The following is a 23,557-nucleotide window of genomic DNA, read 5'->3' on the forward strand; positions in this document are numbered from 1 at the left end:
TCAAACAAACGATACAGGTTGGTATAGCGAGAAGTGGAAACATAGAGGTAACAGAGGTGGGTGTGCCACAAGGTTCACCGTTGTCGCCGCTATATAGCAATATCTACCTAAACGTTATCGACCAGGTGTGGCATAAAAGAGGGTACCCTGAAAAGCTAGGTGCCACCCTGCATCGATATTGCGATGATGCAATATTTAGTATGCAAGAAAAGTGCAGAGCCGGTATTAGAAGCGTTTGCATTTCTGGCAGAAAGGATAGGTCTGACCTTAAACCGAGAAAAGACGCGTATAACAAAGTTAAGCGATGGATTTGATTTTATCGGGTTCAATTTTGTGAAACGCAAAAGTCCTAAGAGCGGAAAGAAAGTCATATACACTTTTCCAGCAAAGCATGCGCAAAAGGCTATACGGAATAGTTTGAAATTTCTGACATCAAGAAGAGCACCTGTCAGTCCCAAAGAATACGTGGAATTAGTGAAACCGGTGGTGATGGGATGGGTTAATTATTTTCGTCACGCCAATGCTAGCGATGCCTTCCGCGGACTACAGCGCTTTATTAATATTCGTTTTCGTAGATACTTAATCCGCAGAAGTAGAGGCCGTGGGTTTGGATGGAAGAAATTTCCAAACGGTAAGCTTTATGCAATGGGAATAGTTTACATTGGTAGTGGCATGATGGAGTATCCAACGAAACTTGCGCATGATTGACGATGAAGACTGTCGGACCGCCGTATTCGGGAAAACTGAACGTACGGTGGGATGAGAAGGGAATGATAGGTAAGCTAGAAAATAGCCCCTAGTCATTCCTTTACTCTAGATTTTGTGATAACAGGTATCTCACATGAACTCCTTGAATCAAGGGTCAAACCGCTGGTTGAGGGATTCATGGCAAAAAGAGGCTTGCGTCTATCACAAGAAAAAACGGGAATTACCCATATTAGTGAAGGGTTTCATTTTTTAGGACAGAATGTGAGATCTTTTAACGGCAAATTTTTAATAACACCCGCCAAAAAAAATCTCACAAACTTTTTGAAGAAAATGAGAACCACGATAAAGAAGGAAAGGTCAAGTAGCGCATGGAAACTGATAACTCAATTCAACCCGATAATGAGAGGGTGGGTAAATTACCATCGACATGTTGTGGCGAAAGAAACCTTTTCTAAAATCGATCATCTGATTTGGCAAGTTTTGTGGAAATGGTGTTTAAGACGTCACCCAAAGAAAGGTAAATATTGGGTAAGAAAAAAATACTTTACCGTTCAAGGGAATAACCAATGGGTGTTCAGTGGAAAATCGCCAGAAGGCAAAATGTTCACACTGTACAAAGCCTCTTCCACACCTATAAAGCGCCATATAAAAATCAGAAGTGAAGCCTGCGCATTCGATAAAGAATGGGAAATATATTTCGAAAAAAGGCTAGAAAATACCTGGAAACAAGAAGCCGTAGGAAAGTAAGAAAGTGAGAGCATTATGGAGAAGACAAGATAAACGCTGTTTGTGCTGCAACCAATTAATTACTCAAGAAACTGGCTGGAACATACACCATAAAGTCGAAAGAGTGAAAGGAGGCGAAAATGAACTGAGTAATCTTGAACTTTTACATCCTGATTGCCATCGACAAAAACATAGTAGGGCTGCTGGTTACGATCGTATAGTATCGTAACTTATAAAGGCTTGAGCGGTATGCGGGGAAACTTGCACGTACCGTTCTTAGGGGGCGGCGTGACAGAGATGTCACGTTGCTACCCGACCATATCCGACGACGGGATATGTTGGAACTTGCTGTAGAGTTAGCTAATCTAATAGAAAAGTGGAAGTATTCTAAAGAACAATGCAAGAGTTTATTATATTATATAGCTCAGGCAGGAAATACGATTGACGGCGAGGGATTTATCCGAACCCTTGCGGAAAAGGCACCGACTTACCGGGAGGATTTTATGACGATTGCAGAACAGTTAGAAGCTAAGGGTGAAGCCAGAGGTGAGGCTAGAGGCTATCAGCTAGGCCAGCAAGAAGGCTATCAGCTAGGCCGACAGGATGCTAACAAGGAGTTAGCACAGCAGCTTCTATCTGATGGTATAGATCGCACAAATGTTAAGCGCTATACCGGCCTTTCAGATAGTGAACTAGATCAACTGTGAGGCAAGAAGCCAGCTTGCCTCTAGCTTAAATGTGAATAATTATTAACGCCCTAATAGGGAAATTAGGTGTGGAAAAGTTTAACAGGTTTAATTACTTTAGAAATCGAGATAAACATTTTGCTAACTTGATTAGTATCATAGATGGAATTATCTGTGATGGCTGTGTTAATTCGCAAGAAATTTTATACTTAGACACTTGGCTTCTTAATGCGAATGAGATTAGTGATAATTTTTGTTTTAAATCTATTCGGCGTAGAATATCTGATGTTTTAGCTGATGAAACTATTGATTCTACTGAACTAAATGAAATTAAAAAAGATTTAATTATAATTCAAAAAAACTTGTTGGAGCTTCCTTATCTTCATTTAAATTCAATTGAATCAGATAGGCATTTATTTGAAGGATTATGCAAAGGCATACTATCAGATAAAGAATTAAATGATTCAGAAATAAAATACCTTAAGTGGTTTTTGTCAAAAAACGATAATCTTAAAAAAAATTATCCAGGTAAAATTATTTACGATATTGTAAAATATATATTACAAGATTCTATTGTTACAGAAGAAGAAAGAGAATTTTTAAGAAAAACATTAATTTCTTTTACTGGGTGTGATATTGAGTCTGGGGTTGTTGATGGGTTCGCAACTCAATTACCTATTGATATTATTAATAAATTTGAAGCATCAGGAAAAACAGTTTGTCTTACTGGTGAATTTATTTACGGTAAACGCAGTGTATGTGAACAAGAGATCATTCGGCAAGGGGCAAATGTAATAGGTAATGTTACAAAAAAGTTAGATTATTTAATAGTGGGAACTATGAGTTCTAAAAATTGGCGATATACTTCACATGGTAGAAAAATTGAGAAGGCGGTTCACTATAGAGATGAGAAAGGTATTCCATTAAAAATAATTAACGAAGAACAATGGCAAGATTTTTCATACTCAAACTGAAATGCACCTAATTAGAGCAAGAAGTCAATGGGTCAAACATTAAAAATTTTCATGGTGAAAACGTAAAGGCGTATTGATGACTTCCCAACTTTCACCCGAAGAAAGAATTAACGATTGAAAAATATAGATGATTATTTGAATAAGCATTTATTTTGGAAAGTTTCATTCAAAGATATTCTTGTTTGCATAATATTTTTTATTCTAATGTTCATGCTAGTGAAATGCAAAAGAAGTACAGATAACATTGTTACTGTTCCTACTGATTCAGATGTTATATCAAAACCAATTCATAATTGGCTAAAACCGTTCATAATAGAATCATATGGATTAAAAGATGGAGTACTTATTATTAAAATGAAAACAAGAAGAGTGGCAAATGAAATAGATGAAGAGTATTCGAATGCAACAGTACATTTTACTACTTTTTGTTATATTAATTATAATGATGAAATAACAAAGAGGGCTTTGAATGGAGAAATTCTAAGTGATTTAGAACGGGACAATTTTCTAATCAAGAAAGAAATACAAGACGCACCACCCATCAAAAAGATCATATTTATTACCCCATCAAAAAATGAGGGGACGATAGTATCTACCATAAATGCCGGGTCAAATGAATGTAAAAAGATAGGTAAAATGGATAACGATAAAAAATCAAAATATATGGAAAAATTAATTGAGGTCGAGAAACATTATTGAGTTTGGATCCATCTTGGATATTTGGGTAATAAGATGTCTGAGTAGTAACTTTTTTACGACGAACCGAATAATGCTTCGCATGCAAAGCAATTTTGCATCAGATTGCAGAGAAAGCAACTGATTATCGGGAGGATGTTATGACGATTGCAGAACAGCTTGAAGCAAAAGGTGAAGCTAGAGGCTACCCAGTTAGGCCGACAGGATGGGGTTAAAGAAGCTAATCTTCAACTGGCAAAACAGCTTCTATCTGATGGTGTAGCACGAGAAAATATTAAACGCTATTTCCTGCATCTTCAAGTTAATTGAGTATGTTTTTATTTGAATATTAAAAAATAAACAGCAATTAATATTGCTATATTAAGTATGTAGTTTATTACTTTTTTAATTATTACATTGTTTTTATCAGTTGCAGATGACATACTCCTTTTTTCAAGACGCTTTTTTCTTTGCTCATCTTTAATACGCTTGTACATTTCTTCAACATCATTTTCTGTCCAATTAGTATTTATGGTGATATGAACATACGGTGTGGCGTTATCACTCCACGAAGGCAGCCATACTTTGTAAATTTCAGTCGATGTAATTTCTCCTCCTTCTTTTAACATTGGCGATATTTCTTTAACATCTTCACGAGGAACAAAGCCAATCATTAAGTTATTGAATCCAAAAAATCCTGATTTTGAAATATAAACACCTATTGCATTTCTGTCATGCTTGTTTCCACCATGGCGAATTAAACTAACATTGATTTTAGTGTAGTCGTCAATATCTAAATGTTTTTTAATAATATCTTTTCTTGATGTTCCATCTTTATTGTCATAATAAATTCCTGCCACCTCGAAGTTGTATTCCATTGAATTAATTCCTTTGTTCAACAAAAACCTTATAAATTATAACATTATTGTTTCTGCAAACATCCAGAAATCATGTAGTGCTAACAATCATTCTCCTTCGTATGGAAGGATTTTCTTTGATCCTTCTTCTCCTCCGAGACCTCTGAGCCACTGAGAGAGAAAGCCGGTTGAATTTGTCCGGCATTTGGTGCTGTTTTATCGGACATTAGCCACATAGTATATTTATTCAATTTAGGGTGTTTCACAATTTTATCAATAACGTTTAACCCTACTCCACTCTGTCCTGTTTCATAATTTCGTATTGCTCCAAGGCTTATACCAGTTAATGCTGAAAATTCTGGTTGAGTAAGCCCTTCTGCATGACGAATATCTTTTAGTTTTTTTCCATACTCACTTGACATCATCCTTTCCTCAGGATTATTATGTTTAAAACATCCTTTATAAAGGATGCTTTCTTAAGCAAATGCTGAGAAATCCACCACAAATCAGGTCAATTCAGGCAAGTGCACCCAGTGTTAAGCATAACAGATGTCAAGCTCCATTTTGATGTTTAAAGGGTCAGGAACGGTCTATAGCGGTCTGGAAGGGTCTGAAATACATGAGGCACCAATGATTAAGAGTGACTACACAGGGCAATATCCCGTTGAAGCGGTAACGATAGAAAAGTTTGCCGAGTTGATCGGTAAGACCGATGAAGCCGTCAGATTAATGATTAAACGAGAAAAATTGCCTGTGGTGGATTTTCAAGACCCGAACAAACCTAATTCACGGGTAAGTGAAACGTGGATATATCTCGCTGAATTCAACCGCATAGTACGAGAAGCCTACTTTAACCGTCCTGCAGAAGAGCGAGACGCTTGGCTTAAATGGCTTGGATTGTAAACCAGGCAAGAACTTTGAACACAAGTTCATAAACAAATTGAACTGGCGTACACCGATAAGGTGTGCAGGTAATTATTTTAACATAGTCGAACGGCGCGACTTTAAACCCTGCGTCGGGTGCTCGGCGGGCTAAGGATGGGCGGCAATGATGCACAATAAAATATTTATAACCAATGCACTTCGTACAGAGGTGCATTCATTACAAATGTTTTATACACCAATTCAAAGGTTCAATGATGGAAACATGAACAAAAACCCCGATATTTAATGCTGTAGATGAATTAACGGTAAAAGAAAAAGAAATCTGTATCGAAGATGCAAAAGATTTGTATGAATCTTTGTGTGACGGTGATGTTGCCAGGTGGCTTACTCAAAAAACCGCAGGCTGTCGATATCGAGCATGGAAATTGGCATTAGAAAAATACCCCCATCTTGCATTATTGCCATTCGACTTGGTGAATATGGCGGCCCAATACGAATATGTCATGCGAAATGATGACATCAGCTACAACGTAGCTGAACAAATCATTTAACTCAGGATTAATAATCCGCTATCGCCGAAGAAGGAAGCAGTATGGACATTCAAACTGAAAATGAAATTCTTCGCGCGATGAAACACTTAACAATCGAGGAAGTAGAGGCATGTATACCAGAGGGGGAATACTTATACGAGCGCTTGACTAATCCCTATATTGCTCAACTATTTTCTGGTTCAAAGTCAGGTGAAAAATATGATGCTTTACTGCTGGCACTGGAAACGAATGATAGCTTTAATGACGCACTCTATGACGTTATGCAGACAGCAGCGCAAATTCTGTATCTGATGCGATGCCAGGATGCTGACAACGAGGGGCCAGAGTGATGATTTGGCATGACGTCGCGCAAAATACCGAGGTGTGGAACGAATTGAGAAGCGGAAAAGTGACGGCATCTCAATTTGGCTGTGTTATGGCAAATAGGTGAAAAGCGTTTGGTGAACCGGCAAAGCGATATGCACTACAAATTGCCCTTGAGATTATCAAAGGTAAAAAATCCGAATTCAGTTTCACTAATGAGCACCTGCTACGCGGACACGAGCAAGAGCCGATGGCTAGAATGCTCTATGAGATTGAGAGGAATGTTGATGTCACCCATTGCGAATTTTTCGACCTCGGTGATTATGGCGATAGTCCAGACGGCCTTGTAGAACGCGATGGTGTGATAGAAATCAAGTCAGTGACTTGGCCCCCCCGTGCATTTTGCTACTTTGCAACGTGGCTCTTTTGACCCGTCCTACAAATGGCAACTTATCGGACATCTTGACTGTACGGGTAGGAATTGGGTTGATTTCGTGAGCTATTGTGCTGATTTCCCTGAAAACAAACAGTTAATCATTCATCGCCTGCAGAGAAAAGATTGTGACGAAGAAATAAGCCAGCTTTGCATAAGGAGAAAGGATTTTCTCAACTTAATTGGTGAAACAATAGCCATCATTCAACGAGGATAACCCGTGAGTATCGCAACATTAATTTTAGGGGATTCGGGAGGAAAAGAAAATCAACCAGCCTGCGCAATTTTGATCCACAAAAAACTCTGTTAATCCAATGTATAGACAAGCCATTACCGTTTCAATCAACGCATTGGAAAGTAAGAAATAAATCAAACGAAGATGGCAGCGTTATTAAAATGGACTGGGTTAGAACTCGTACTGGGCATCACAGTTGCCAGGTATTCCGCCTGAGGTTCTACCAGAAGCCTTGGCTTCAGTAATAAAAACATGTGCATATTTGGTTCCAAAGAACGTAAAGCCAGATGCATATTAATGCAGAAAACACGCGCTATCAAAACTCATTTGAGGGATACATTGACGAAAGAATAACCTGTTTAATTAGGTTAACGCGGATTTAATCCGACTAGTGAACAAGTTTGAGAATAGCGGTAAGCGCACCTACTGCGAGTATTAACATACCACCTAATCTGACTGTTAATTGTAACCCCAGTTTGTCAAACCGATTTTCCATGTCCTTACGAACTTCTGCAATCTCAGCAGATAAATCCTTACGCATGTCTTCTAAATCGCGTTTTACCTCAGCGATATCGGTCTTCGTCGCTACATCCGCCACTTCGTGTGACTTGCGAACAGCGATAGAAATCGCTCTGGCCTGCTCTTTCGGCAACCCTGCGTTTTCAAGGGTTTCGACGAATTCTTGAGTATCAAATGCAACCTGGCCCATTGTTGTATCTCCTTTTTAAGTCGAGTTTAAACGCTTCAGGGTCAACAAGCAAAATTGTACCCCGTCAACACCTTTCAACAAAATTCATTTAATTTCTTTGCAATTCAACCTGCATCATACCTGGCTCACTAAAGGAAAGCCGCGGTGCAAACTGAATTAATTACTATCGATTCTAATCAATTACCTATTATCGAGTGGAAAAATATTCGTGTTGTTACTACAGAAACCCTTGCTAAAGGGTATGGTGCCAGCATGAAAAACATTCAAGCTAATCTAGCAAACCATAAATCTCGTTTTGTCGAAGGTATCCATTATTTCAAGCTGGAAGGTAATGAATTACAACAGTTTAAGAGGGTACCCGATAATATCGGGTTGGTTAGTAAATATACAAGTCAGCAGATTTTGTGGACAGAAAAAGGCGCAGCTCGTATGTCAAAAATTGTTGATACCGATGAAGCCTGGTCTTTCTTTGAAAAAATGGAATCTGCTTACTTTAATCAAAAATCACTACCGAATGACCCAACAACTTTAGGCTTACCTAATTTCCTTGACCCTGCTGAATCCGCAATTGCCTGGGCTGAGCAACACAAAAAAGTTCAACTGTTAGGTGTACAGGTTCAACAACTTGAAACCGAAATTGATTGCTTACAAAACCTGTTACAGGTTGGTATGTCCCCCGTCCAGTTTTGCAAACAGCTTAATGGCGTAAACATTAACCAGGTCAACCTTTTTCTCGAATCGCGTCATTTTCTCTACAATGCAGAAAAGGATATCTACAAGTCTCATGTCTGGCGAGTACAGGCTTATTCACGCGATAAATATTTAACCGAGTCACCCTATATTGAAACAACGGGTTTTGGGCAACGTCAGTGTTACAAAATTGTTCTGCTAAAGAAAGGGGCTTCATGGTTATATCAGCAATATCTCAAAGGTAAGCTACCAATGAAGAAAGACTGGAACGGTCAGTTTACCCACGAAAAATATGGTCAGGTGGCATAGAACTATTATTAATCAGGGCTTTATTGTCGCTCGTATTATTGCTGCATCCAAAGCTATAACGGAATTGTGGCATAAACCCATGTACGCATTGACGAAAGAGCAAAACATGAGCTAAATGGTACCTAATATGAATTTAATCATTAGTAAACTTCAAATGATTTCGTTAGAAATTGCTGAATTCGTTGGAAGTCGCCATGACAAAGTTAAACAATCAATAGAACGCCTTGCAAACCATGGCACTATTCAACTTCCCCCAGTGAGGAAAGTTGAGAATAAACAATCAAATAGCCCAAATCGTTTCACTGAAGTTTATATGTTTCAGGGTGAACAAGGGAAACGAGACAGTATCATTGTGGTTGCTCAACTCTGTCCTGAATTTACAGCAAGATTAGTCGATAGATGGCAACAGCTAGAGCAAGAGAAATTACTTGGATTTAATCCTAATGATGAAATTGCTGTATTGGAAAACTTATTACAAGAAAAGAAATACAACAAAGAACTCACTCATAAAATAGAAGAAATGAAACCTGATGTAGCCGCCTTAGAGCGAATCGCCAGATCCGATGATGCTATGTGCGTGACTGATGCCGCTAAACAATTACAACTACGCCCCAAAGACCTGTTTGATTTCCTGAGTGAAAATAAATGGATTTACAGACGATTAGGCAGTCCGTGGATTGCTTATCAGGACAAAATTCAACAGGGATTGATTGAGCACAAAGTAACAACGATTACGCACACTAATGGCATTAATGAAACAAAAACACAGGTTCGTATCACGCCTAAAGGGATTGCTAAATTGGCGAAACTGTCAAATCTAGAAATAGCAGCCTAATTAAACGTCATGATGAACCGATTTTCGGCAAACAACGAATGGATGAATTGACGCAAGGACGAAACATGCGCTATATTCTATCCAGCACCCCAACAAAACGGGTGCCGGGTTTAGCATCCCAATCCATGAAGCGGACACTAGCCGCGTAAGCGGTTTTTTTGCGTCCGTGATAACCAGCGTTGCGCCCCTAAATATGGTGGGACGTAGCGGGGGAGACGCAAGTCTCGCCGGGTTCTTCGTGGCCGGTATGCTAACCCTGTTACGTCTCGCCACCCCGTTTAGCATCGGGATGCGAGGTTTGAAAGAACCCACGAAGGAGGCCACCGCTATGGTTGCTACCACCCCAACTCGCCTTGAGTTTATTGATACCTACTGGATTATCCCAGAATACGCGACTGAGCCTTACGGCAAAGTGTCATTTACACGCCAAGACTGCCGTACCTTCCACTCCATGTTCAAATATAGCCGCCTAATCTGGGCCGGTCGTCAACCTGTACGTACTTGCATAGGGGGAAATTAACATGAGAATTGTTGATATCTCCCCTGCCCAGCAGGAAAAAATAAAGCTTGAAATTAGTCACGAAAGTCATAGCAGATTAATTAGATCAAGAGAAGTTGCCGCCAACATCTATAAGTATCTTGAAGCGGGAGAAGCTGAATTTAGACCCATCCCGTAGCTCCCTGAAATTTTGGATTATCTGTGCAAAGACATTGATGTCATTTTACATGAAATCGATAAATGGGAATTGAGAAGTAGCTTATCAAACGCCTATTTATTTAAAGAAAACAATTTACAGGAGCCATGTCATGACTAATGTCACCTATGCTGATTTTGAAGCTCAGAAAGAAGAAAATAAAATTAATGTTATTGATCTGGAAGAAGGATACACCAGAATTTCAAATGAACTTCTTGAGGGGATACTAACCGCAGGTTTAACACAACACCAACTTTTGGTTGTTATGGCAATTATTAGAAAAACCTATGGCTATAACAAAAAAATAGACTGGGTGAGTAATTGGCAGATATCGGAATTAACAGAACTGTTGCCGCATAAATGCTCAGAAGCTAAAAGTGCATTACTTAAAAGAAAAATCCTTATCTCATCAGGACGGTTTGTAGGAATAAATCAATGCCTGAGTGAGTGGGAAGATAAGACTTGTGTGAATGAAATGTTACCCGAATCAGGTAATCAACCGAACGATTACCCAAATGAGGTACAGTTATCCCAATTAAGTCATGACAAGTTACCTGAATCAGGTAATAACATAAAGTCTTACCCGAATCAGGCAAACACAAAAGACAAACTACAAAAGACAATATATTAAAACCAAATAAACCCCCTATAGTCCCCCTTGCGGAAAAATCAAAATCGTTTGACCCAAGCTCACCAGAACTTCCCACTTGGCTACCCAAACCCATCTGGGATGCTTGGGTGCAGTACCGAAAGGAAATCAACAAGCCGATTAAATCCCAGCAGACGGTGATTCAGGCTATCAAGCTGCCAGGCCAGTGCCGAGACAATGGGCATCAGCCGGAAGCCATTATCAACGCCAGTATCGCCAACGGCTGGCAAGGGCTCTTCGAGCCGCAACAACCGGCACGAACCCAGCAACCCAAGGCCCACTTTGTCGCAGATAGCTTTGCTGACAAAGACTATGGAGAACCGCAGCTCCCTGATTGGGCGAGGGAGTGTTTGTCGAGGGAGGGTCTATGAACTACAGCGCAGAAATGACCACTGTTCGCCAAAAGCTGGCAGACCTGAGTGTGCCCCCAAGCCACTAGAGCACACGGTTTGTGAGGAAAGAAACGCCATCTGTGACAGGCACGGCGTATTCAAACAACGTTGCCGCAGGATAGCACTCTACGGCAAAGAGATTGAGACAAAAACCGAATGCCCTGCTTGCCTGAGCGAAAAATTATCTGAGTTACAGCAAGCGGAAGCAGAGCAGGAAAAATACCGCAAGCGCTCAAAAATTAAAACGCTGATGGATAATTTGAACCTGCCTGAACGCTTTTCCGATGTCACCCTGGATAACTACGAGTCAGTGAATCCGGATGCGGCCCGTTGCTTAAAACTTTGTAACGACTATGCCACCCATTGGCCTGTCTGTAGTGGTCAAGTAAAACTGGCCAGTATCTTGTGTTTTTTCCAGTACAACCGCTGCGGTTCATTTGGCGTTCATCCCCCGTTGTATTGATGAGGCCACGTTTGACTGTAGTAGTCAATGAGATCATCAACAAGATCCCGCCTGGCTTCTTGTTGAGTTGGATACCCTGCTTTGGGTACCCATTCTGTTTTGAGGCTTCTGAACAGGCGTTCCATAGGAGAGTTGTCCCAACAATGACCTTTACGGCTGAGACTTTGGGTCATACGATAGCGCCAGAGTGGCTGCCTGAACGTCAGGCTCGTGTCATGGCAACCTTGAGCTGAATGAAACCTGACGCCGTTGGGGCGTCCTCTTGATTCATAAGCCATCCACAATGCCTTGCAGGTGAATTCACTGTCTGGGGAAGAAGAGAGGGCCCATCCTGTCGGTTGACGTGCAAACAGGTCTATCAGTACGGCTAGACAGGTCCAACGATTCCCTGCCCAGAGATAGGTCACATCTGATGAGGGGCAGCCACAGAAAACTGACGCGCTCACACGTCAGGAATAGCCTGATGTTCCTGTCTCGCCTTTTTATATTGATGAGTCGCTGGCTGATGGCTGACCCGTTCCAACTGACGCATGACTCTCGTTGCCCGATAGCGACTTGGCGGAATACCCCGTTCTGATACCATGGCAGACATCGTTCTTGCTCCTGACGTACCTGAGCTTGTCACTGCATGGCTCTTCTTAAGTTTCTCTACTCACGGGAAGTGTTCAGGAACTCTGACATTAAGAGAGATGAAGCCTTTTTGAGGATATCTTTCTCCCGTTCAACCTTGCGGAGTTTTTCTTCCCGCTCTTGAATCCGTTGTTGGTCTGCTGTCATTGTTTTACCCTGGGAAATAGTTTGTCCTCTTTTTTCGCTCATTGACCGCCTCACCCCATCACGGAGGGCGATGATACTTTTGCTCCTTCTATCCCCCTATATCCTTGTTTTGTCACTCATTGAGCCCCTTCTAGCTTAAATTCAGGGCTGTAGGGGAGTTTGTGTTTTTTGTTCATTATTCCCCCTTTTTTGATAACGTGAGTTTATCACCTGGTTTTTATCAGGTGGCCAAATTAACTATGCCACTACACATAATACCCTTTTATGCCTCTACGGACTATTGCCTTTGTGGATTGAGGTGAGCCGAATAAAGTACCTGAATAATCTGGTAGAGCAAGACCATCGGGGCATTAAACGCATCACTCAGTCTACGCTGGGATTTAAATCGTTTAAAACAGCAGAGGCCACTATTGCAGGAATTGAGCTACACCCGATGCTCAAAAAAGGACAGCTCGAAAACCCAGGCACTATCCCAGCCTGGAAACAGTTTTATTCTTTAGCAGACTAACTGTGTCCTGAATAAAGACACCCAGCGCTTCAGATTATTTTTTCGACAGAACCTGTTTTTGCTTGCGCTGCTGCCCAACCCTAGCGCGTTCAGATCTTTCGTTATCTGCAATTTTTTTCTTTAACGCCGCTAATTCAGTGAGATTTTTCTTACGAAGTACATCGTTAGCCGACTTCTCCTGCCGCAATTTCTCAAGTTCAAGGAGGTTAGCTTTAACCATATTAACGTATTTATTCCGATTCATATGAGTTTTCTTATCTAGAAGAGCTTGTCTATTTTCTTCAGCTTTAACTAATTTAGTTTCTATAAATTTTCTCGTTTCATCTAATTTAGCCATTTCTTGTTCTAGGTTTGATTTTGTTTGATTACTGGCTTTCCTATTTACTGCGAGCTTACCTTTAACCGGTGGTTTAGCAACTGCAGCGACTTCTTCTTTTGAACCTTCAATCGGTTTAGCTAATAACGGCTCATTGTTTAATATAGTATTCTTTCCAGAATCCGTACTTGATCGGTGGTTAGGGTATATTGTTTCTAACTGCTGACACTCTGACAGCTCCGGGGAAAATTTGCCTTCAACCACTTTGGCATCACTTTGTAGATGATTGACATTTAATTCAGTATTTTGCACTTTTTGAGTTTCATCTAAGTTTGCTAATAGAGATTTAGTGTTCGCAGTCAGAACAGTCGAAACATTTTGCCCATTTGTCGAATTTGGAAAATCGTTAGAACCAACCTCACCCACCGATGTATTCATTTCATCTAAAGCAGGTTTAACCGATACTGTATTTAACCCTTGAAACGTATTTAACGGAGCACTCTTTTTAATCCTGTCAACTAGCGCAGTCTTACTTCCGGTAAAAAAAACTGCTAATCCACTGCCATATTCTGGTTTTCATTGAACGCGTATCAAGAATTTTTAATGCAGAACCAGCATTGGCATTTCCTTGAACCAACAATTCATTTTTTACTGGCTTGCCCTGTAGAAAATGAATGCGACAATCAAGCTGGACAAAGGGTCTTTCACTGTCTGGATTGCCTGCTAACGGCTCCTCACCATATTGCACTATTTGATGCATCACCCACTCACCAAGGTTGTTTCCGGAGATAAAATTAATCGATCTACTCGTTGGCGGCCCCTGTAAAAATTCAGGCTTTGTTTCTAATCTTTCTATTTGTTTTGATACAACTTGCTCAACCACAGTTTCGCTAAATTGTTGCTGAATAAAATTGTTTAGATTATTAGAATCAATAGGGCTTAATTCATCCGTAATCAATCTATTGTTTTTCAATTGAGCAACCACAGCTTTACTACATTGTTGCGGAATACCATTGTTTAGCTCATTAGTTTTAGTCCATTTATGGTTTTCAAAAGGCGCTACATCACAAGGAAAACCATTCAGGTAAACGCTCGGTTTAACCGCCCCATCGGATTCATCAGCCTCTTTTTTTGAAGAAGGATCCTTAGAATTAAAGGAAATATGTCTATCGCTAGCGCCTTTTAGATTCGATCCAAAAGGATGGGTTCTATTAATACTCTGGTTTACCAGAGTATTAATAGAAGCAACCTGAGTATTGAGCAATGTCTTTATCATTTTGGTGTTTTCCAAGATATAAAAATATAGGGTTACTATAAATAAAAATCGCGCGCTATGCTGTCAGTATTTGACCTTAATCTATCAGATTATTTTTTCGACAGAACCGCTTGTTCTGTATAAGGTTCAACCCGATTTTTTTCGATAGGTTTTTTCGGCTTATTTCAACAAGCGCAGTCTCACCACCCTGTTCGTAAAGCTTTTTAAATCGGTAATAGCTATCCCTGCTGTACCCCATAACCTTGCAAGCTGACTAAACATTACCCAGTTGTTTCGCCAGCTCAAGTAAACCTAATTTTGGTTTGATTATTTTTGCTGTTTGATTCATTTTTAACTCTCCTTCAGACAACAATCCCTGGATATTCAAATCAAGGCGCTGAAATCAGAAGGCGTTAAAGATACCCGTATTTTTACTGATAAAATGACAGGGAGTCACGCGGCTCGAGATGGCCTTCAACTTTCTACGGCTCAAGGTAGAAGAGGGAGATGTTGTTCTGGTTAAAAAACTCGATAGATTAGGAAGAGACACCGCTGATATGATCGAGTTAATCAAAGAATTTGACCAAGCGGGCGTGGCGATTCGATTGCCGGATGATGGCATGAGCACAGAAGGGGCGATGGGCAAAATGGTGGCTACCATTCTTTCTGCTGTCGCACAAGCAGAGCGCCAGAGAATTCTGGAAAGAACGAATGAAGGACGAACAGAAGCGAAAGCCAAAGGCGTTCAATTTGGTCGTAAGCGGTCGATAAACCATCAAAAAGTGAAAGCGCTTTATCAAAAGGGCATAGGGGCCACAGCGTTATCTCAGTAATTAAACATAGCCCGCTCAACAGTCTATAAAATCTTGAAAATGCCTTAGCTCGGGGTTTCCTGCCACTCAGCGTCAGACCCCATAATCAAAACATTTCATCCTTATCTGGGATTTTTGATGAAAAAAATTCATCAAATGTATCCTTCTTTTTGTTAATTTAAGCGGGGGATTGGGAATATGATGTCTTTCCTTTCAAGAAAGGGTTCTGTCACGCATTTGTGATAAGCTCATTAATCATTTTGACATTGAATGTATAACGATGACCCAGAAATTCACCCCAACCCCCCATGATGCGGTTTTTCGCCAGTTTCTCCATGAAAAAGAGACGCCTCAAGACTTCTTCGAGATATGGCTTCCTGATGAGATAAAAGCCCTGTGTGATTTCACGACGATGGATGAAAGTGGAGTCGGGGTCTTTTGTCGATGAAGACATGAAGGCGTATCAAAACGATATTCTGTATTCATTAAAGACAAAAAAAGGGAAAGGATATCTCTACATTTTGATTGAATCGGTGCGACGTGAAAGTCGTTTTGATTATTGTCTTAACTCTGTAGAGGGAGCAAGACGCACTGTTTCCCCAGTGCTAGCCTACTGAGCCAAGCGTTGCTGGTAACGGCGAGGTTTGAAGCGCTCAGGACAATGAAACGCTTCGTAAGAGAAGGAAGAACCGCGAGGTGAAACCAACGACTGCCAGCATCAAAGCGGTCAGCGAGCCAGGCTGAATGGTATGGTCAACATAAGTGAACTGCTGTTTAAAACTTCATAATCAAGCCGCCAGCCAAAGATGCTGACAGGCTTGAACCAAAAGGGTTGTGATGGGCTACTCGGGCGACTCTACGAGTACAGGAACATCAACATCACTGGAGTAGAGGCAGGACCTAACCCATTCATGTCATCAAAGCGGAACACGGTAAGCCCGTAGGGTGGCTCGTTCAGAGCAAGGCAAATCGCAAGAAATGCTGATCATCATGCGGGTAAAGGAAAGTGGAGAAAGCGAAGGCTCAATCGTAATCATTGAGATAAGGGGTGCGAATAAAATCAACATTCTCCTGCGCGAAAGTGGACAAACTTCCACTGGGTCTTTCTTGACAAGAATATTTGACTATTTTGAATGAGGGAAAGCAGATGACAGGAGCAGTCATACCTGGTGCACCTTCACACTTGAGCGGTGATTGGACAAACATTGTATGGTCTCAATGTTATCGAGAAGTGAAAAAGCTTCAAATTCGTATTGTTAAGGCATGGCAGCAAAAACGCTGGGGTAAAGTGAACGCTTTACAACGACTGCTGACGCATTCATACAGTGCCAAAGCATTGGCCGTACGACGCGTCACAGAAAATCAAGGTAAAAACACACCTGGGGTTGATGGTGTAACATGGCCTACTCCCTCCAGTAAAACCCAAGCGATTGAAACACTCAAGTTAAGAAGTTATCGTCCCTTACCATTAAAGCGGGTCTATATTCCGAAGAAAAAGGATCAACGGCGAGCTTTGGGGATCCCTGGTATGAAAAACAGGGCAATGCAAGTCCTTCACTTGTTATCTCTAGAACCCATAGCAGAAGCGCTGATCCTCATTCTTATGGCTTTCGCAGCGGGCGTTCGACAGCGGATGCTACAGAGCAATGTCACTCTGTATTAGCTAAGCAAGATAGAGCTCAATGGATACTTGAATGTGATATTTGTCGCTGCTTTGATGATATTTCACATGATTGGCTATTTCAAAATGTTCCGATGAACAAAGCAGTCTTAAGGAAATGGCTCAAAGCGGGTTATATTGAGACGGGGCGGCTCCATGCTACTTCCTCGGGTACGCCGAAAGGAGGTATTATTTCTTCTGCGCTGGCCAATTGGTGTTTAGACACGCTACAAACACTATTAGCACTCCACTTCAAAAACGGATGGAAAAAAGACAATGGGTCATCCATAAAGTCAATCTCATTCGGTATGCCGATGATTTTATTATTACCGGTGCTTCAGAAGCTCTGTTAAAAAATGAAGTCAAACCTGTGGTAGAGACCTTCCTTCAAGCTAGAGGATTACAGTTAGCTCCGGAGAAAACCACGATTAAGCATATTACGGAAGGCTTTAATTTTCCAGGGCAGAATATTCGAAAACAGGGTCAACGTCAGACGTGTCTGATTAAACCATCAAAAGAAAATATAGCTGCCTTTCTAAGCAAAACACGTAGACTCATCAAACAAAATATCGGGATTAAGCAAGTAAATTTAATAGGTTTACTGAATCCTCTTATTCAAGGATGGGTTAATTATCATCGACACGTGTGTGCAAAAAAGGTGTTTAGTCAGGTTGATCATGAGATATGGAAAGCATTATGGACATGGTGTTGTCGAAGGCATCCTGACAAAGGCAAACGTTGGATTAAAAATCGATATTTTTCACGAAGAAGTACCCGTAACTGGATATTTTCAGCTGAGAAATCGATCCGATGGCCTGACGGCAATCCGGTCGTTATTTGCCTGAGAAAAGCAAGCGATACTCCTATCCGAAGACACATCAAAATCATCAGCCAGACCAATCCCTATGATCCTGCTTGGGAAAGGCAAAGACAAGCGAGAAAGATGCTGTACACGCTCACAGGCAGAAAGAAATGAGAGCATCTATGGCGTCGGCAAAAAAGACGATGTCCTATATGTCAACAAATCATGGATAAGGAGTCTGGATGGCATATTCATCATGTTATTACCCGCGTCAAAGGAGGCCCTGACACGCTCAATAATTTGATATTACTTCATCCAGTTTGTCATCGCCAATTACATAACCAGGATCTCTGTGCCACACCGGCTTCTACAAAGAGGCTTTGAAAGGCTTGAGCCTAATGCGGCGAAAGTCGCAAGCTGCGTTCTCAGGCGAGGGCGGCTCAGTAATGCTCTGTCCTTACCCGACCAATCGACCCCCGATAAACTGATTGCCTGGCGATTAATGCGCTATAGTATCGGTCCACTTGGAAAACGGAAAATATCCCACGCTAAGACTGTTTTTTGTACAGAGTAGTATCGACTGCACGTAATGCGCGGTATTTTCCTGATCCCAGCTTAACGTTGTTACCCCAGACATAATCTCCACTCAGATTAATATGTTCCCAACCCAGAGGGGAAAGATGAGATACCAGTTGCTCATTAATCTCGATACCTTTTCGTTTCAGTGAATCAATGGCTCTTTCTATATATGGCACTGTTAACAAAGTTAATGTTAAGATATTCTCTGTTTTTTAGGGGGATAAAGAAATGAAAAACAGGCACTATCCGCTCAAAGAGTGTGATTTTATAAAAATCATCGAACCTCATATTATAAAATATGATAAACGTCCAGGCAGACCTGCAAGCATCAGTCATTATCAGTTTTTTTCAGCTGTTTTGTACGTATTGAGAACGGGTATCCCTTGGCGTGATGTACCTGATTTATACGGTCATTGGCATACGATTTATATGCGCTTTAAAAGATGGAGTGAAAATGGCTTGTTCTGGAACTTGCTTTATCGTTTACAACAAAAAAAGAAAATCAAAATGGACTGTACATGGGTAGACAGTACGACGGTCGCCATCCACCGACACGGCTCAGGAAGCCTTAAAAAAAGGGACCTCAATCGATAGGGCGCGGCCGAAAAGGCGTGAGCACTCAAATTCACGTGGGTCTTTCAGGCCGCTTTCTCCGGAGTGCCTGTCTATCTGAAGGACAGCGCTCCGATATGAAAGCCTTTACTGAGCTGTGGATAAAGGGAAATGGGAGGAAGGTGAGCTACATCATCGCTGATAAGGGAGTTGACTTTTTTGATGTCAGAAAATTAATCCGGGATAGTGGAAAGAGCCCTGTGATACCCCGACGAAAAGGGGCTGTTTGCACCGGCATTCAACCTAATGATAAAGAAAAATACAAAACACGCTCTGCGATTGAACGTTTCTTCTTCAGCATAAAAGAACAAAAAAGACTCGCTTTACGCTTTGATAAACTCGATATCACCTTCTTTTCTTTCTTCGCTATCGCTTGTCTTAAAGTCTTTAATTTACTTTGTTAACACTGCCATGGCTAAGCGATTTAATTTTGATTAATTTATATATTCTGAAAACAAGGTATCGATGTCACACTGAAGCTCTCTTCTTTTACTTTTAGCTTGAGCCCATTTGTGCTCAATGGGATTGAGGTCAGGAGAGTAAGGAGGCAAGTATTCCATCAGATGCCCTGCCTTGATAATGGCGCGTTGAATATCTTCTCGCTTGTGGAAAGAGGCGTTATCCATAATGATAACGCCCGGGTGAGGAAGAGCGGGCAAGAGCTCTTGTGTGACCCAAGCATAAAACACATCGCTGTTAATGGAGCCAGTCAAGAGCGTGACCGCGATGAGGGTCACCCCCAATAGAGCGCTAATGACGTTGGTACGCCCCTTAGCCTGCCAATCGTGCGTCCCAAAACAGCGTTGACCTCGTGCACTGTAGCCATAAAGGCGCGGCATATCGTGGGCGAAGCCGCTTTCATCGAGATAAACCCGCGATTTGCCCTGCTTTTGATAGTCAGCGATTTTTTCCTGGAACAGCTGTCGTGCCTCTTCGTCTGCCTTGGGATGACGCAGAGTTTTTTTTATAGGTCAGACCCCATCTTTTCAACGCCTGCCAAATGGCTTTGGGGCACACCCCGAAACGCGCCGCCCGTTCCCGTTGATACGCATCCGGATAATCCTCAACATCTTTGATGAGCGCTTCTTTATCAATTTTACGCCGACGTGAAGAACAAGGGGCTGGCTCGATACGCTTGAGCCATCTTGTGATTGAGGCTGTACTGAGATGAAATCGCTGAGCTGTTTGTTTGATACTCAGACCTTCTTTCTCTCGAATCTTCAGAACTTTTTTACGCAAATCCACTGAATAGCTCATTTCTCTCCCTTATCTAGTCTTTTACTCTCAACATTCATTTCTTGATTTTATCTCCTAATCAAAATTAAATCGCTTAGCCATACAACCAAAATCGGGATGAGTTTACAGAAGGTATGTCATTGGTCATTGATTCAGTGACCAATGGAATAAACAACAGTTTACGTAAAATTGAGACACGCATCTTCTCCCTGTGTGGGGCGCATTTGATAGCGATGTTTTCCAACACGCCTGTCGCCAAAGAATTTCGCAAATGGGGTTTAGATATTTTAGATAAAGAAGTCGGAGTGCCAGAACACCAACCTCAATCCCCGGAAGTATTCAACGGCAACGACCTCAATCACCTGGCTCAATTAGTCTGGGAGATGAGTCACGGATTTCGTTTTGACCACTCATGGCGTCACGGCATTTGGTTTGCTCTGCAATGAACGCTTTATTGAAAGCGGCGGCACATCAAACCGACAATACCTTGGTATCGACCTTATTCATGCATAAAAAACCCTCATGAAGAAAATACATGGCCAGAAAAGACAAACCGGCTAATCGGGACTTACTATATTAACTAACTAACGTTGCAAGAAAACTTGTGGGATCGCGCTATCAGGATGTGCCTGAACGCTGACATCTGCATGATACCAACGGGTTAAAATTTTTTCGGTTAATACCTCAGACGCGGTGCCTTCTGCAACGGCTCTACCTTCATGTAGTAATAAAATACGGTCAGCATAGAGTGCGGCCAAATTCAGATCATGCAAAACACAGCAGACTCCTAAAGGTTGATGCCGTGTTAATTGACGTAATAGACGTAAGCTGTGCTGCTGATAATAGAGATCGAAAGAAGATGTCGGTTCATCTAGCAGTAAAAAGCAAGGCGTAGGCTCATGGTGCCAAAGTTGAGCTAATGCACGTGCAATCTGTACTCTTTGCTGCTCTCCACCGGATAATTTTCGGTAGTCTCTCTGAGAAAGCGCGGCACACCCCGTTTGTTCCATAACCATTTGTACAATATGATCAAGTTGATGAGCACCATGAGGCGCCCTGCCCATCGCCACGACTTCTTTAACGCTAAATGAAAACAATAGGTGACTGGATTGGCACATCATCGCACGAGTTTTGGCTAATAAATGCTGGGGCCATTGAGACAGAGGCTGACCTAATAAATCGCAACGTCCCAATGTCGGCGATAAATAGCCACTGAGCAATTTCATTAAGGTAGATTTTCCCGCGCCATTCGGCCCGATAATGGCCACTATTTCGCCCGGCTGGATTTGCATAGAGAGAGTTTGGATTAAAAAACGATTACCGAGACGGTAATGTAAATTTTGCACGTTGAGCAAAATAGGCGTGCGCGAAGAAAGCGCATTTTGACAAAATCCTTTAAAACTCACTATGAACACCGAGCTTGTTTGAGTATCAGCCAGAAAAAGTAAGGGGCCCCGATCAGGCTTGTGATCAAACCGACTGGCATTTCTGCAGGGGCGACGATGGTTCGAGCCAGAGTGTCTGCGGTGATCAATAAACAGGCACCGCCTAAGGCTGCCCCTGGCAATAACCAGCGATGATCGCTGCTTAAATGAATCCGTGCTAAATGAGGCACAACCAAACCGATAAAACCGATGACGCCTGTTATTGACACTGAAACCCCCACCAGCAAAGCGCTTAATAATAATAGCTTTCGTTTCGTTCGGGCCACATCAACACCGAGGTAATGCGCCTCTTCATCACCCAATTGCAATAAATTCAGTTTATTGGCTTGAAATAATGTGATGGCGATGGCAGGGAGAATCAAAGTCGTTGCAATGAATAATGTGCGCCACTCTATTTGGTTGAGAGCGCCCATCATCCATAAAGAGAAATGTCTCAGTTGTTGATCTGTGCTCAAATAACTCAGGAGGCCGATGCCGGAACCACATAGTGTATTGATGGCAATGCCAGCCAATAATAAACGGCTTAAGTTGCAGCGCTCACCCGATCGACTTAAAAAAAGGATCATGAAAGAAATCAGTAAGCTGCCTATAAAAGCGGCAATTAAATGGGAGCAAATCCCTAAAAACGGTAAAGTGAAAGGCATCATCGTGGCTAAAGCTACTAAAAATGCGGCGCCGCTGCTGATGCCTAATAAGCCGGGCTCCGCTAATGGGTTTCGAAACAGCCCTTGCATAACGGTGCCGGAGACAGCCAGTGCACTGCCGATCAATATCGCCAAAAGCACTCTCGGTAAACGAATATTGAGCCAAATTTGTCAAGCCATGTCTTCTAATGGGGCATGCCATAAATTGTAAAAAGAGAGTGTGAGCGCGCCCAAATTAGCTGATCCTATGCTGATCAATATTAATAATGTCAGGAAGGCGCCAAGTTTATAACGAGCGGTGTCGGTTTTTTTCATTTTGAATAGGATCTTACTGTCCGATATAACTGACTCATCACGTTGGGTGTTTGTAATCCAAAACCCAGCAAAGCCATAGCATCGAAAACAAGGACACGCCGGTTCTTGCCTGCCGGTGTTTTATCCATTCCTGGCAGTTGCCAAACCTGATCTAATCCTCCTAAAGACTCAACACTTTCCGTGGTGACCAGAAGGAGATCTGGCCTACTGGCGATAACACCTTCCGCAGATAATCGGCGGTAATGCTTGAACCCTTGCATGGCATTTTGGCTACCCACTGCTCTAATGACCGCATCGGCTGAAGTATCCTGCCCCGCAACCATGGGAGAGCCGCCTCCATAATTCATAATGAACAGGATTTTGACGGGCACAGGGGTATTTTTAATGGACTCGATTTTTTTTTGATATGTTTGAGAAAGTAATTCACCTTTTTCTATTTGATGAACCGCCTGAGCGATGGTCTGAATTTTTTTTGTCACGCTCTTTAATGTGAGCTCCGCTGGTACTTTGACGACCTTAACACCGTTATCTGATATCTGTTTCAGGACCAAGGTAGGTTGAGCCTGTTCGGTGACCAGTACCAGCGTGGGTTTCATCGCCAAAATCCCTTCTGCATTGAGCTGTCGCATATAGCCAATGTTAGGCAGGGTTTGAATTTCTTTGGGTTGAAGACTGGTGCTGTCGCGAGCCACTACTTGTGAACCCATGCCCAATGCGTAAACAATTTCAGAGACATCTCCACCAATGGTAACAATCCGCTCCGCCGATATAGCAAGAATAGGGGATAGCAATAAACCCACTAAAAACCAATATTTCATTTT

30 protein-coding genes and 9 pseudogenes are annotated in these 23,557 nt (G+C 41.8%); 25 read left to right on the forward strand and 14 right to left on the reverse strand.

The genetic code is table 11. The features are described 5' to 3' along the window. Positions 1-56 precede the first annotated feature (56 nt). The 8 genes and pseudogenes from AACL23_RS10260 to AACL23_RS06625 form a co-directional block, all read left to right on the forward strand. A pseudogene (locus AACL23_RS10260) lies at positions 57-158 on the forward strand (hypothetical protein); the annotation flags it as partial. Positions 159-183: 25 nt separating this feature from the next. Then, positions 184-708 (forward strand): group II intron maturase-specific domain-containing protein, encoded by a 525-nt coding sequence (locus tag AACL23_RS06595; protein WP_234817425.1) that lies wholly within the window; start codon positions 184-186, stop codon positions 706-708. Positions 709-885: 177 nt separating this feature from the next. Then, the gene (locus AACL23_RS06600) at positions 886-1,455 is read left to right on the forward strand and encodes a group II intron maturase-specific domain-containing protein (RefSeq protein WP_234817426.1); all 570 of its coding nucleotides are present in this window, start codon (positions 886-888) and stop codon (positions 1,453-1,455) included. 4 nt (positions 1,456-1,459) lie between these two features. Continuing rightward, positions 1,460-1,663: an HNH endonuclease gene (locus tag AACL23_RS06605; protein ID WP_234817427.1), complete on the forward strand. Its 204-nt coding sequence runs from the start codon at positions 1,460-1,462 to the stop codon at positions 1,661-1,663. A 76-nt stretch (positions 1,664-1,739) separates the two neighbouring features. Further along, positions 1,740-2,141, forward strand: a complete 402-nt coding sequence (locus AACL23_RS06610; protein ID WP_193432609.1) for a hypothetical protein — start codon at positions 1,740-1,742, stop codon at positions 2,139-2,141. 68 nt (positions 2,142-2,209) lie between these two features. After that, positions 2,210-3,094: a BRCT domain-containing protein gene (locus AACL23_RS06615; protein WP_015873440.1), complete on the forward strand. Its 885-nt coding sequence runs from the start codon at positions 2,210-2,212 to the stop codon at positions 3,092-3,094. A gap of 114 nt (positions 3,095-3,208) precedes the next feature. Continuing rightward, complete coding sequence (locus AACL23_RS06620) at positions 3,209-3,793, forward strand: hypothetical protein (RefSeq protein ID WP_015873441.1); 585 nt, start codon at positions 3,209-3,211, stop codon at positions 3,791-3,793. 144 nt (positions 3,794-3,937) lie between these two features. Beyond that, the gene (locus AACL23_RS06625) at positions 3,938-4,099 is read left to right on the forward strand and encodes a hypothetical protein (protein WP_158530992.1); all 162 of its coding nucleotides are present in this window, start codon (positions 3,938-3,940) and stop codon (positions 4,097-4,099) included. An 8-nt stretch (positions 4,100-4,107) separates the two neighbouring features. On the opposite strand, the gene AACL23_RS06630 is transcribed toward AACL23_RS06625, so the two are convergent. Together AACL23_RS06630 and AACL23_RS06635 are read right to left on the reverse strand one after the other, a co-directional pair. After that, the gene (locus AACL23_RS06630; RefSeq protein WP_100096935.1) at positions 4,108-4,647 is read right to left on the reverse strand and encodes an HIRAN domain-containing protein; all 540 of its coding nucleotides are present in this window, start codon (positions 4,645-4,647) and stop codon (positions 4,108-4,110) included. An 80-nt stretch (positions 4,648-4,727) separates the two neighbouring features. Next, positions 4,728-5,048: a helix-turn-helix domain-containing protein gene (locus AACL23_RS06635; protein ID WP_171967302.1), complete on the reverse strand. Its 321-nt coding sequence runs from the start codon at positions 5,046-5,048 to the stop codon at positions 4,728-4,730. Positions 5,049-5,256: 208 nt separating this feature from the next. Between AACL23_RS06635 and AACL23_RS06640 the strand changes: the two genes are divergently transcribed. The 4 genes from AACL23_RS06640 (at position 5,257) to AACL23_RS10265 (ending at position 6,795) form a co-directional block, all read left to right on the forward strand. Next, entirely contained in the window at positions 5,257-5,529 is a 273-nt protein-coding gene (locus AACL23_RS06640; RefSeq protein ID WP_339051620.1) for a Cox family DNA-binding protein, read from the forward strand. A gap of 326 nt (positions 5,530-5,855) precedes the next feature. Further along, entirely contained in the window at positions 5,856-6,062 is a 207-nt protein-coding gene (locus tag AACL23_RS06645; RefSeq protein ID WP_339049906.1) for a hypothetical protein, read from the forward strand. 41 nt (positions 6,063-6,103) lie between these two features. Further along, on the forward strand, positions 6,104-6,391 hold the full coding sequence (locus AACL23_RS06650) for a hypothetical protein (RefSeq protein ID WP_339049907.1): 288 nt from the start codon (positions 6,104-6,106) through the stop codon (positions 6,389-6,391). A 140-nt stretch (positions 6,392-6,531) separates the two neighbouring features. Continuing rightward, positions 6,532-6,795 (forward strand): YqaJ viral recombinase family protein, encoded by a 264-nt coding sequence (locus tag AACL23_RS10265; RefSeq protein ID WP_193432642.1) that lies wholly within the window; start codon positions 6,532-6,534, stop codon positions 6,793-6,795. Positions 6,796-7,421: 626 nt separating this feature from the next. Here the strand turns inward: AACL23_RS10265 and AACL23_RS06655 are convergent. After that, complete coding sequence (locus AACL23_RS06655) at positions 7,422-7,742, reverse strand: DUF1640 domain-containing protein (protein WP_100096170.1); 321 nt, start codon at positions 7,740-7,742, stop codon at positions 7,422-7,424. A 144-nt stretch (positions 7,743-7,886) separates the two neighbouring features. Between AACL23_RS06655 and AACL23_RS06660 the strand changes: the two genes are divergently transcribed. The 4 genes and pseudogenes from AACL23_RS06660 to AACL23_RS06675 form a co-directional block, all read left to right on the forward strand. Further along, positions 7,887-8,741 carry an ORF6N domain-containing protein gene (locus tag AACL23_RS06660; RefSeq protein ID WP_171967747.1) on the forward strand — a complete coding sequence of 285 codons (855 nt, stop codon included), beginning with the start codon at positions 7,887-7,889 and terminating at the stop codon, positions 8,739-8,741. A 127-nt stretch (positions 8,742-8,868) separates the two neighbouring features. Then, on the forward strand, positions 8,869-9,576 hold the full coding sequence (locus AACL23_RS06665; protein WP_339050834.1) for a phage antirepressor KilAC domain-containing protein: 708 nt from the start codon (positions 8,869-8,871) through the stop codon (positions 9,574-9,576). A gap of 521 nt (positions 9,577-10,097) precedes the next feature. Continuing rightward, entirely contained in the window at positions 10,098-10,253 is a 156-nt protein-coding gene (locus AACL23_RS06670; protein ID WP_171770469.1) for a hypothetical protein, read from the forward strand. Positions 10,254-10,383: 130 nt separating this feature from the next. Beyond that, positions 10,384-10,890: pseudogene (locus AACL23_RS06675) on the forward strand (replication protein); the annotation flags it as partial. 92 nt (positions 10,891-10,982) lie between these two features. On the opposite strand, the gene AACL23_RS06680 reads toward AACL23_RS06675, so the two are convergent. Then, complete coding sequence (locus tag AACL23_RS06680; protein WP_267892635.1) at positions 10,983-11,105, reverse strand: hypothetical protein; 123 nt, start codon at positions 11,103-11,105, stop codon at positions 10,983-10,985. 127 nt (positions 11,106-11,232) lie between these two features. Between AACL23_RS06680 and AACL23_RS06685 the strand changes: the two genes are divergently transcribed. Next, positions 11,233-11,775 (forward strand): hypothetical protein, encoded by a 543-nt coding sequence (locus AACL23_RS06685; protein WP_339051664.1) that lies wholly within the window; start codon positions 11,233-11,235, stop codon positions 11,773-11,775. On the opposite strand, the pseudogene AACL23_RS06690 reads toward AACL23_RS06685, so the two are convergent. Continuing rightward, positions 11,694-12,668, reverse strand: a pseudogene (locus AACL23_RS06690) (IS3 family transposase). The gene AACL23_RS06685 and the pseudogene AACL23_RS06690 sit on opposite strands and share 82 nt — an antisense overlap. A 167-nt stretch (positions 12,669-12,835) precedes the next feature. On the opposite strand from AACL23_RS06690, the pseudogene AACL23_RS06695 reads away from it, so the two are divergent. After that, positions 12,836-13,060, forward strand: a pseudogene (locus AACL23_RS06695) (DDE-type integrase/transposase/recombinase); the annotation flags it as partial. A gap of 34 nt (positions 13,061-13,094) precedes the next feature. Here the strand turns inward: AACL23_RS06695 and AACL23_RS06700 are convergent. The 3 genes and pseudogenes from AACL23_RS06700 to AACL23_RS06710 form a co-directional block, all read right to left on the reverse strand. Then, positions 13,095-13,814, reverse strand: coding sequence for a hypothetical protein (locus AACL23_RS06700; protein ID WP_339050840.1), 720 nt, complete (start codon positions 13,812-13,814; stop codon positions 13,095-13,097). A gap of 91 nt (positions 13,815-13,905) precedes the next feature. Beyond that, positions 13,906-14,652 (reverse strand): hypothetical protein, encoded by a 747-nt coding sequence (locus tag AACL23_RS06705; protein WP_339050842.1) that lies wholly within the window; start codon positions 14,650-14,652, stop codon positions 13,906-13,908. Positions 14,653-14,750: 98 nt separating this feature from the next. Beyond that, positions 14,751-14,980: pseudogene (locus AACL23_RS06710) on the reverse strand (helix-turn-helix domain-containing protein); the annotation flags it as partial. A 27-nt stretch (positions 14,981-15,007) separates the two neighbouring features. Here AACL23_RS06710 and AACL23_RS06715 point away from each other — a divergent pair. The 4 genes and pseudogenes from AACL23_RS06715 (at position 15,008) to ltrA (ending at position 18,289) form a co-directional block, all read left to right on the forward strand. Continuing rightward, positions 15,008-15,464, forward strand: a pseudogene (locus tag AACL23_RS06715) (recombinase family protein). 259 nt (positions 15,465-15,723) lie between these two features. Next, complete coding sequence (locus tag AACL23_RS06720) at positions 15,724-15,891, forward strand: Rpn family recombination-promoting nuclease/putative transposase (protein ID WP_234810969.1); 168 nt, start codon at positions 15,724-15,726, stop codon at positions 15,889-15,891. Beyond that, positions 15,866-16,060: an Rpn family recombination-promoting nuclease/putative transposase gene (locus AACL23_RS06725; RefSeq protein ID WP_234813220.1), complete on the forward strand. Its 195-nt coding sequence runs from the start codon at positions 15,866-15,868 to the stop codon at positions 16,058-16,060. The genes AACL23_RS06720 and AACL23_RS06725 overlap by 26 nt, the downstream gene beginning before the upstream one ends. 530 nt (positions 16,061-16,590) lie before the next feature. Next, positions 16,591-18,289 (forward strand): annotated as a pseudogene (ltrA, locus tag AACL23_RS10270) (group II intron reverse transcriptase/maturase). 164 nt (positions 18,290-18,453) lie between these two features. On the opposite strand, the pseudogene AACL23_RS06750 reads toward ltrA, so the two are convergent. Then, a pseudogene (locus AACL23_RS06750) lies at positions 18,454-18,663 on the reverse strand (Tn3 family transposase); the annotation flags it as partial. A 49-nt stretch (positions 18,664-18,712) separates the two neighbouring features. Between AACL23_RS06750 and AACL23_RS06755 the strand changes: the two are divergent. Then, entirely contained in the window at positions 18,713-19,078 is a 366-nt protein-coding gene (locus tag AACL23_RS06755; RefSeq protein ID WP_012737981.1) for a transposase, read from the forward strand. A 17-nt stretch (positions 19,079-19,095) separates the two neighbouring features. Then, positions 19,096-19,500 (forward strand): transposase, encoded by a 405-nt coding sequence (locus AACL23_RS06760; protein WP_158530960.1) that lies wholly within the window; start codon positions 19,096-19,098, stop codon positions 19,498-19,500. 30 nt (positions 19,501-19,530) lie between these two features. On the opposite strand, the gene AACL23_RS06765 is transcribed toward AACL23_RS06760, so the two are convergent. Both AACL23_RS06765 and AACL23_RS06770 read right to left on the reverse strand, forming a co-directional pair. Continuing rightward, positions 19,531-20,064 (reverse strand): IS630 family transposase, encoded by a 534-nt coding sequence (locus AACL23_RS06765; RefSeq protein ID WP_320410229.1) that lies wholly within the window; start codon positions 20,062-20,064, stop codon positions 19,531-19,533. Further along, positions 19,994-20,353, reverse strand: a complete 360-nt coding sequence (locus tag AACL23_RS06770) for an IS630 transposase-related protein (RefSeq protein ID WP_015874446.1) — start codon at positions 20,351-20,353, stop codon at positions 19,994-19,996. The genes AACL23_RS06765 and AACL23_RS06770 overlap by 71 nt, the downstream gene beginning before the upstream one ends. 113 nt (positions 20,354-20,466) lie before the next feature. On the opposite strand from AACL23_RS06770, the gene AACL23_RS06775 reads away from it, so the two are divergent. Continuing rightward, positions 20,467-20,778, forward strand: a complete 312-nt coding sequence (locus AACL23_RS06775) for a hypothetical protein (RefSeq protein ID WP_234817433.1) — start codon at positions 20,467-20,469, stop codon at positions 20,776-20,778. A 138-nt stretch (positions 20,779-20,916) separates the two neighbouring features. Here the strand turns inward: AACL23_RS06775 and AACL23_RS06780 are convergent, their stop codons facing one another. The 3 genes and pseudogenes from AACL23_RS06780 to AACL23_RS06790 all read right to left on the reverse strand — a co-directional run bounded on the left by AACL23_RS06780 (position 20,917) and on the right by AACL23_RS06790 (position 23,554). Next, a complete protein-coding gene (locus AACL23_RS06780; protein ID WP_407079220.1) occupies positions 20,917-21,738 on the reverse strand; it encodes a heme ABC transporter ATP-binding protein in 822 nt (273 codons plus the stop codon). Next, a pseudogene (locus AACL23_RS06785) lies at positions 21,738-22,736 on the reverse strand (FecCD family ABC transporter permease). Before AACL23_RS06785 ends, AACL23_RS06780 begins: the two are co-directional and overlap by 1 nt. Beyond that, positions 22,733-23,554 (reverse strand): heme/hemin ABC transporter substrate-binding protein, encoded by an 822-nt coding sequence (locus AACL23_RS06790; protein WP_100096946.1) that lies wholly within the window; start codon positions 23,552-23,554, stop codon positions 22,733-22,735. Before AACL23_RS06790 ends, AACL23_RS06785 begins: the two are co-directional and overlap by 4 nt. Positions 23,555-23,557: the final 3 nt, after the last annotated feature.

The sequence above is a fragment of the Candidatus Williamhamiltonella endosymbiont of Tuberolachnus salignus genome (assembly GCF_964019775.1).
Classification (GTDB): Bacteria; Pseudomonadota; Gammaproteobacteria; order Enterobacterales; family Enterobacteriaceae; genus Hamiltonella; species Hamiltonella defendens.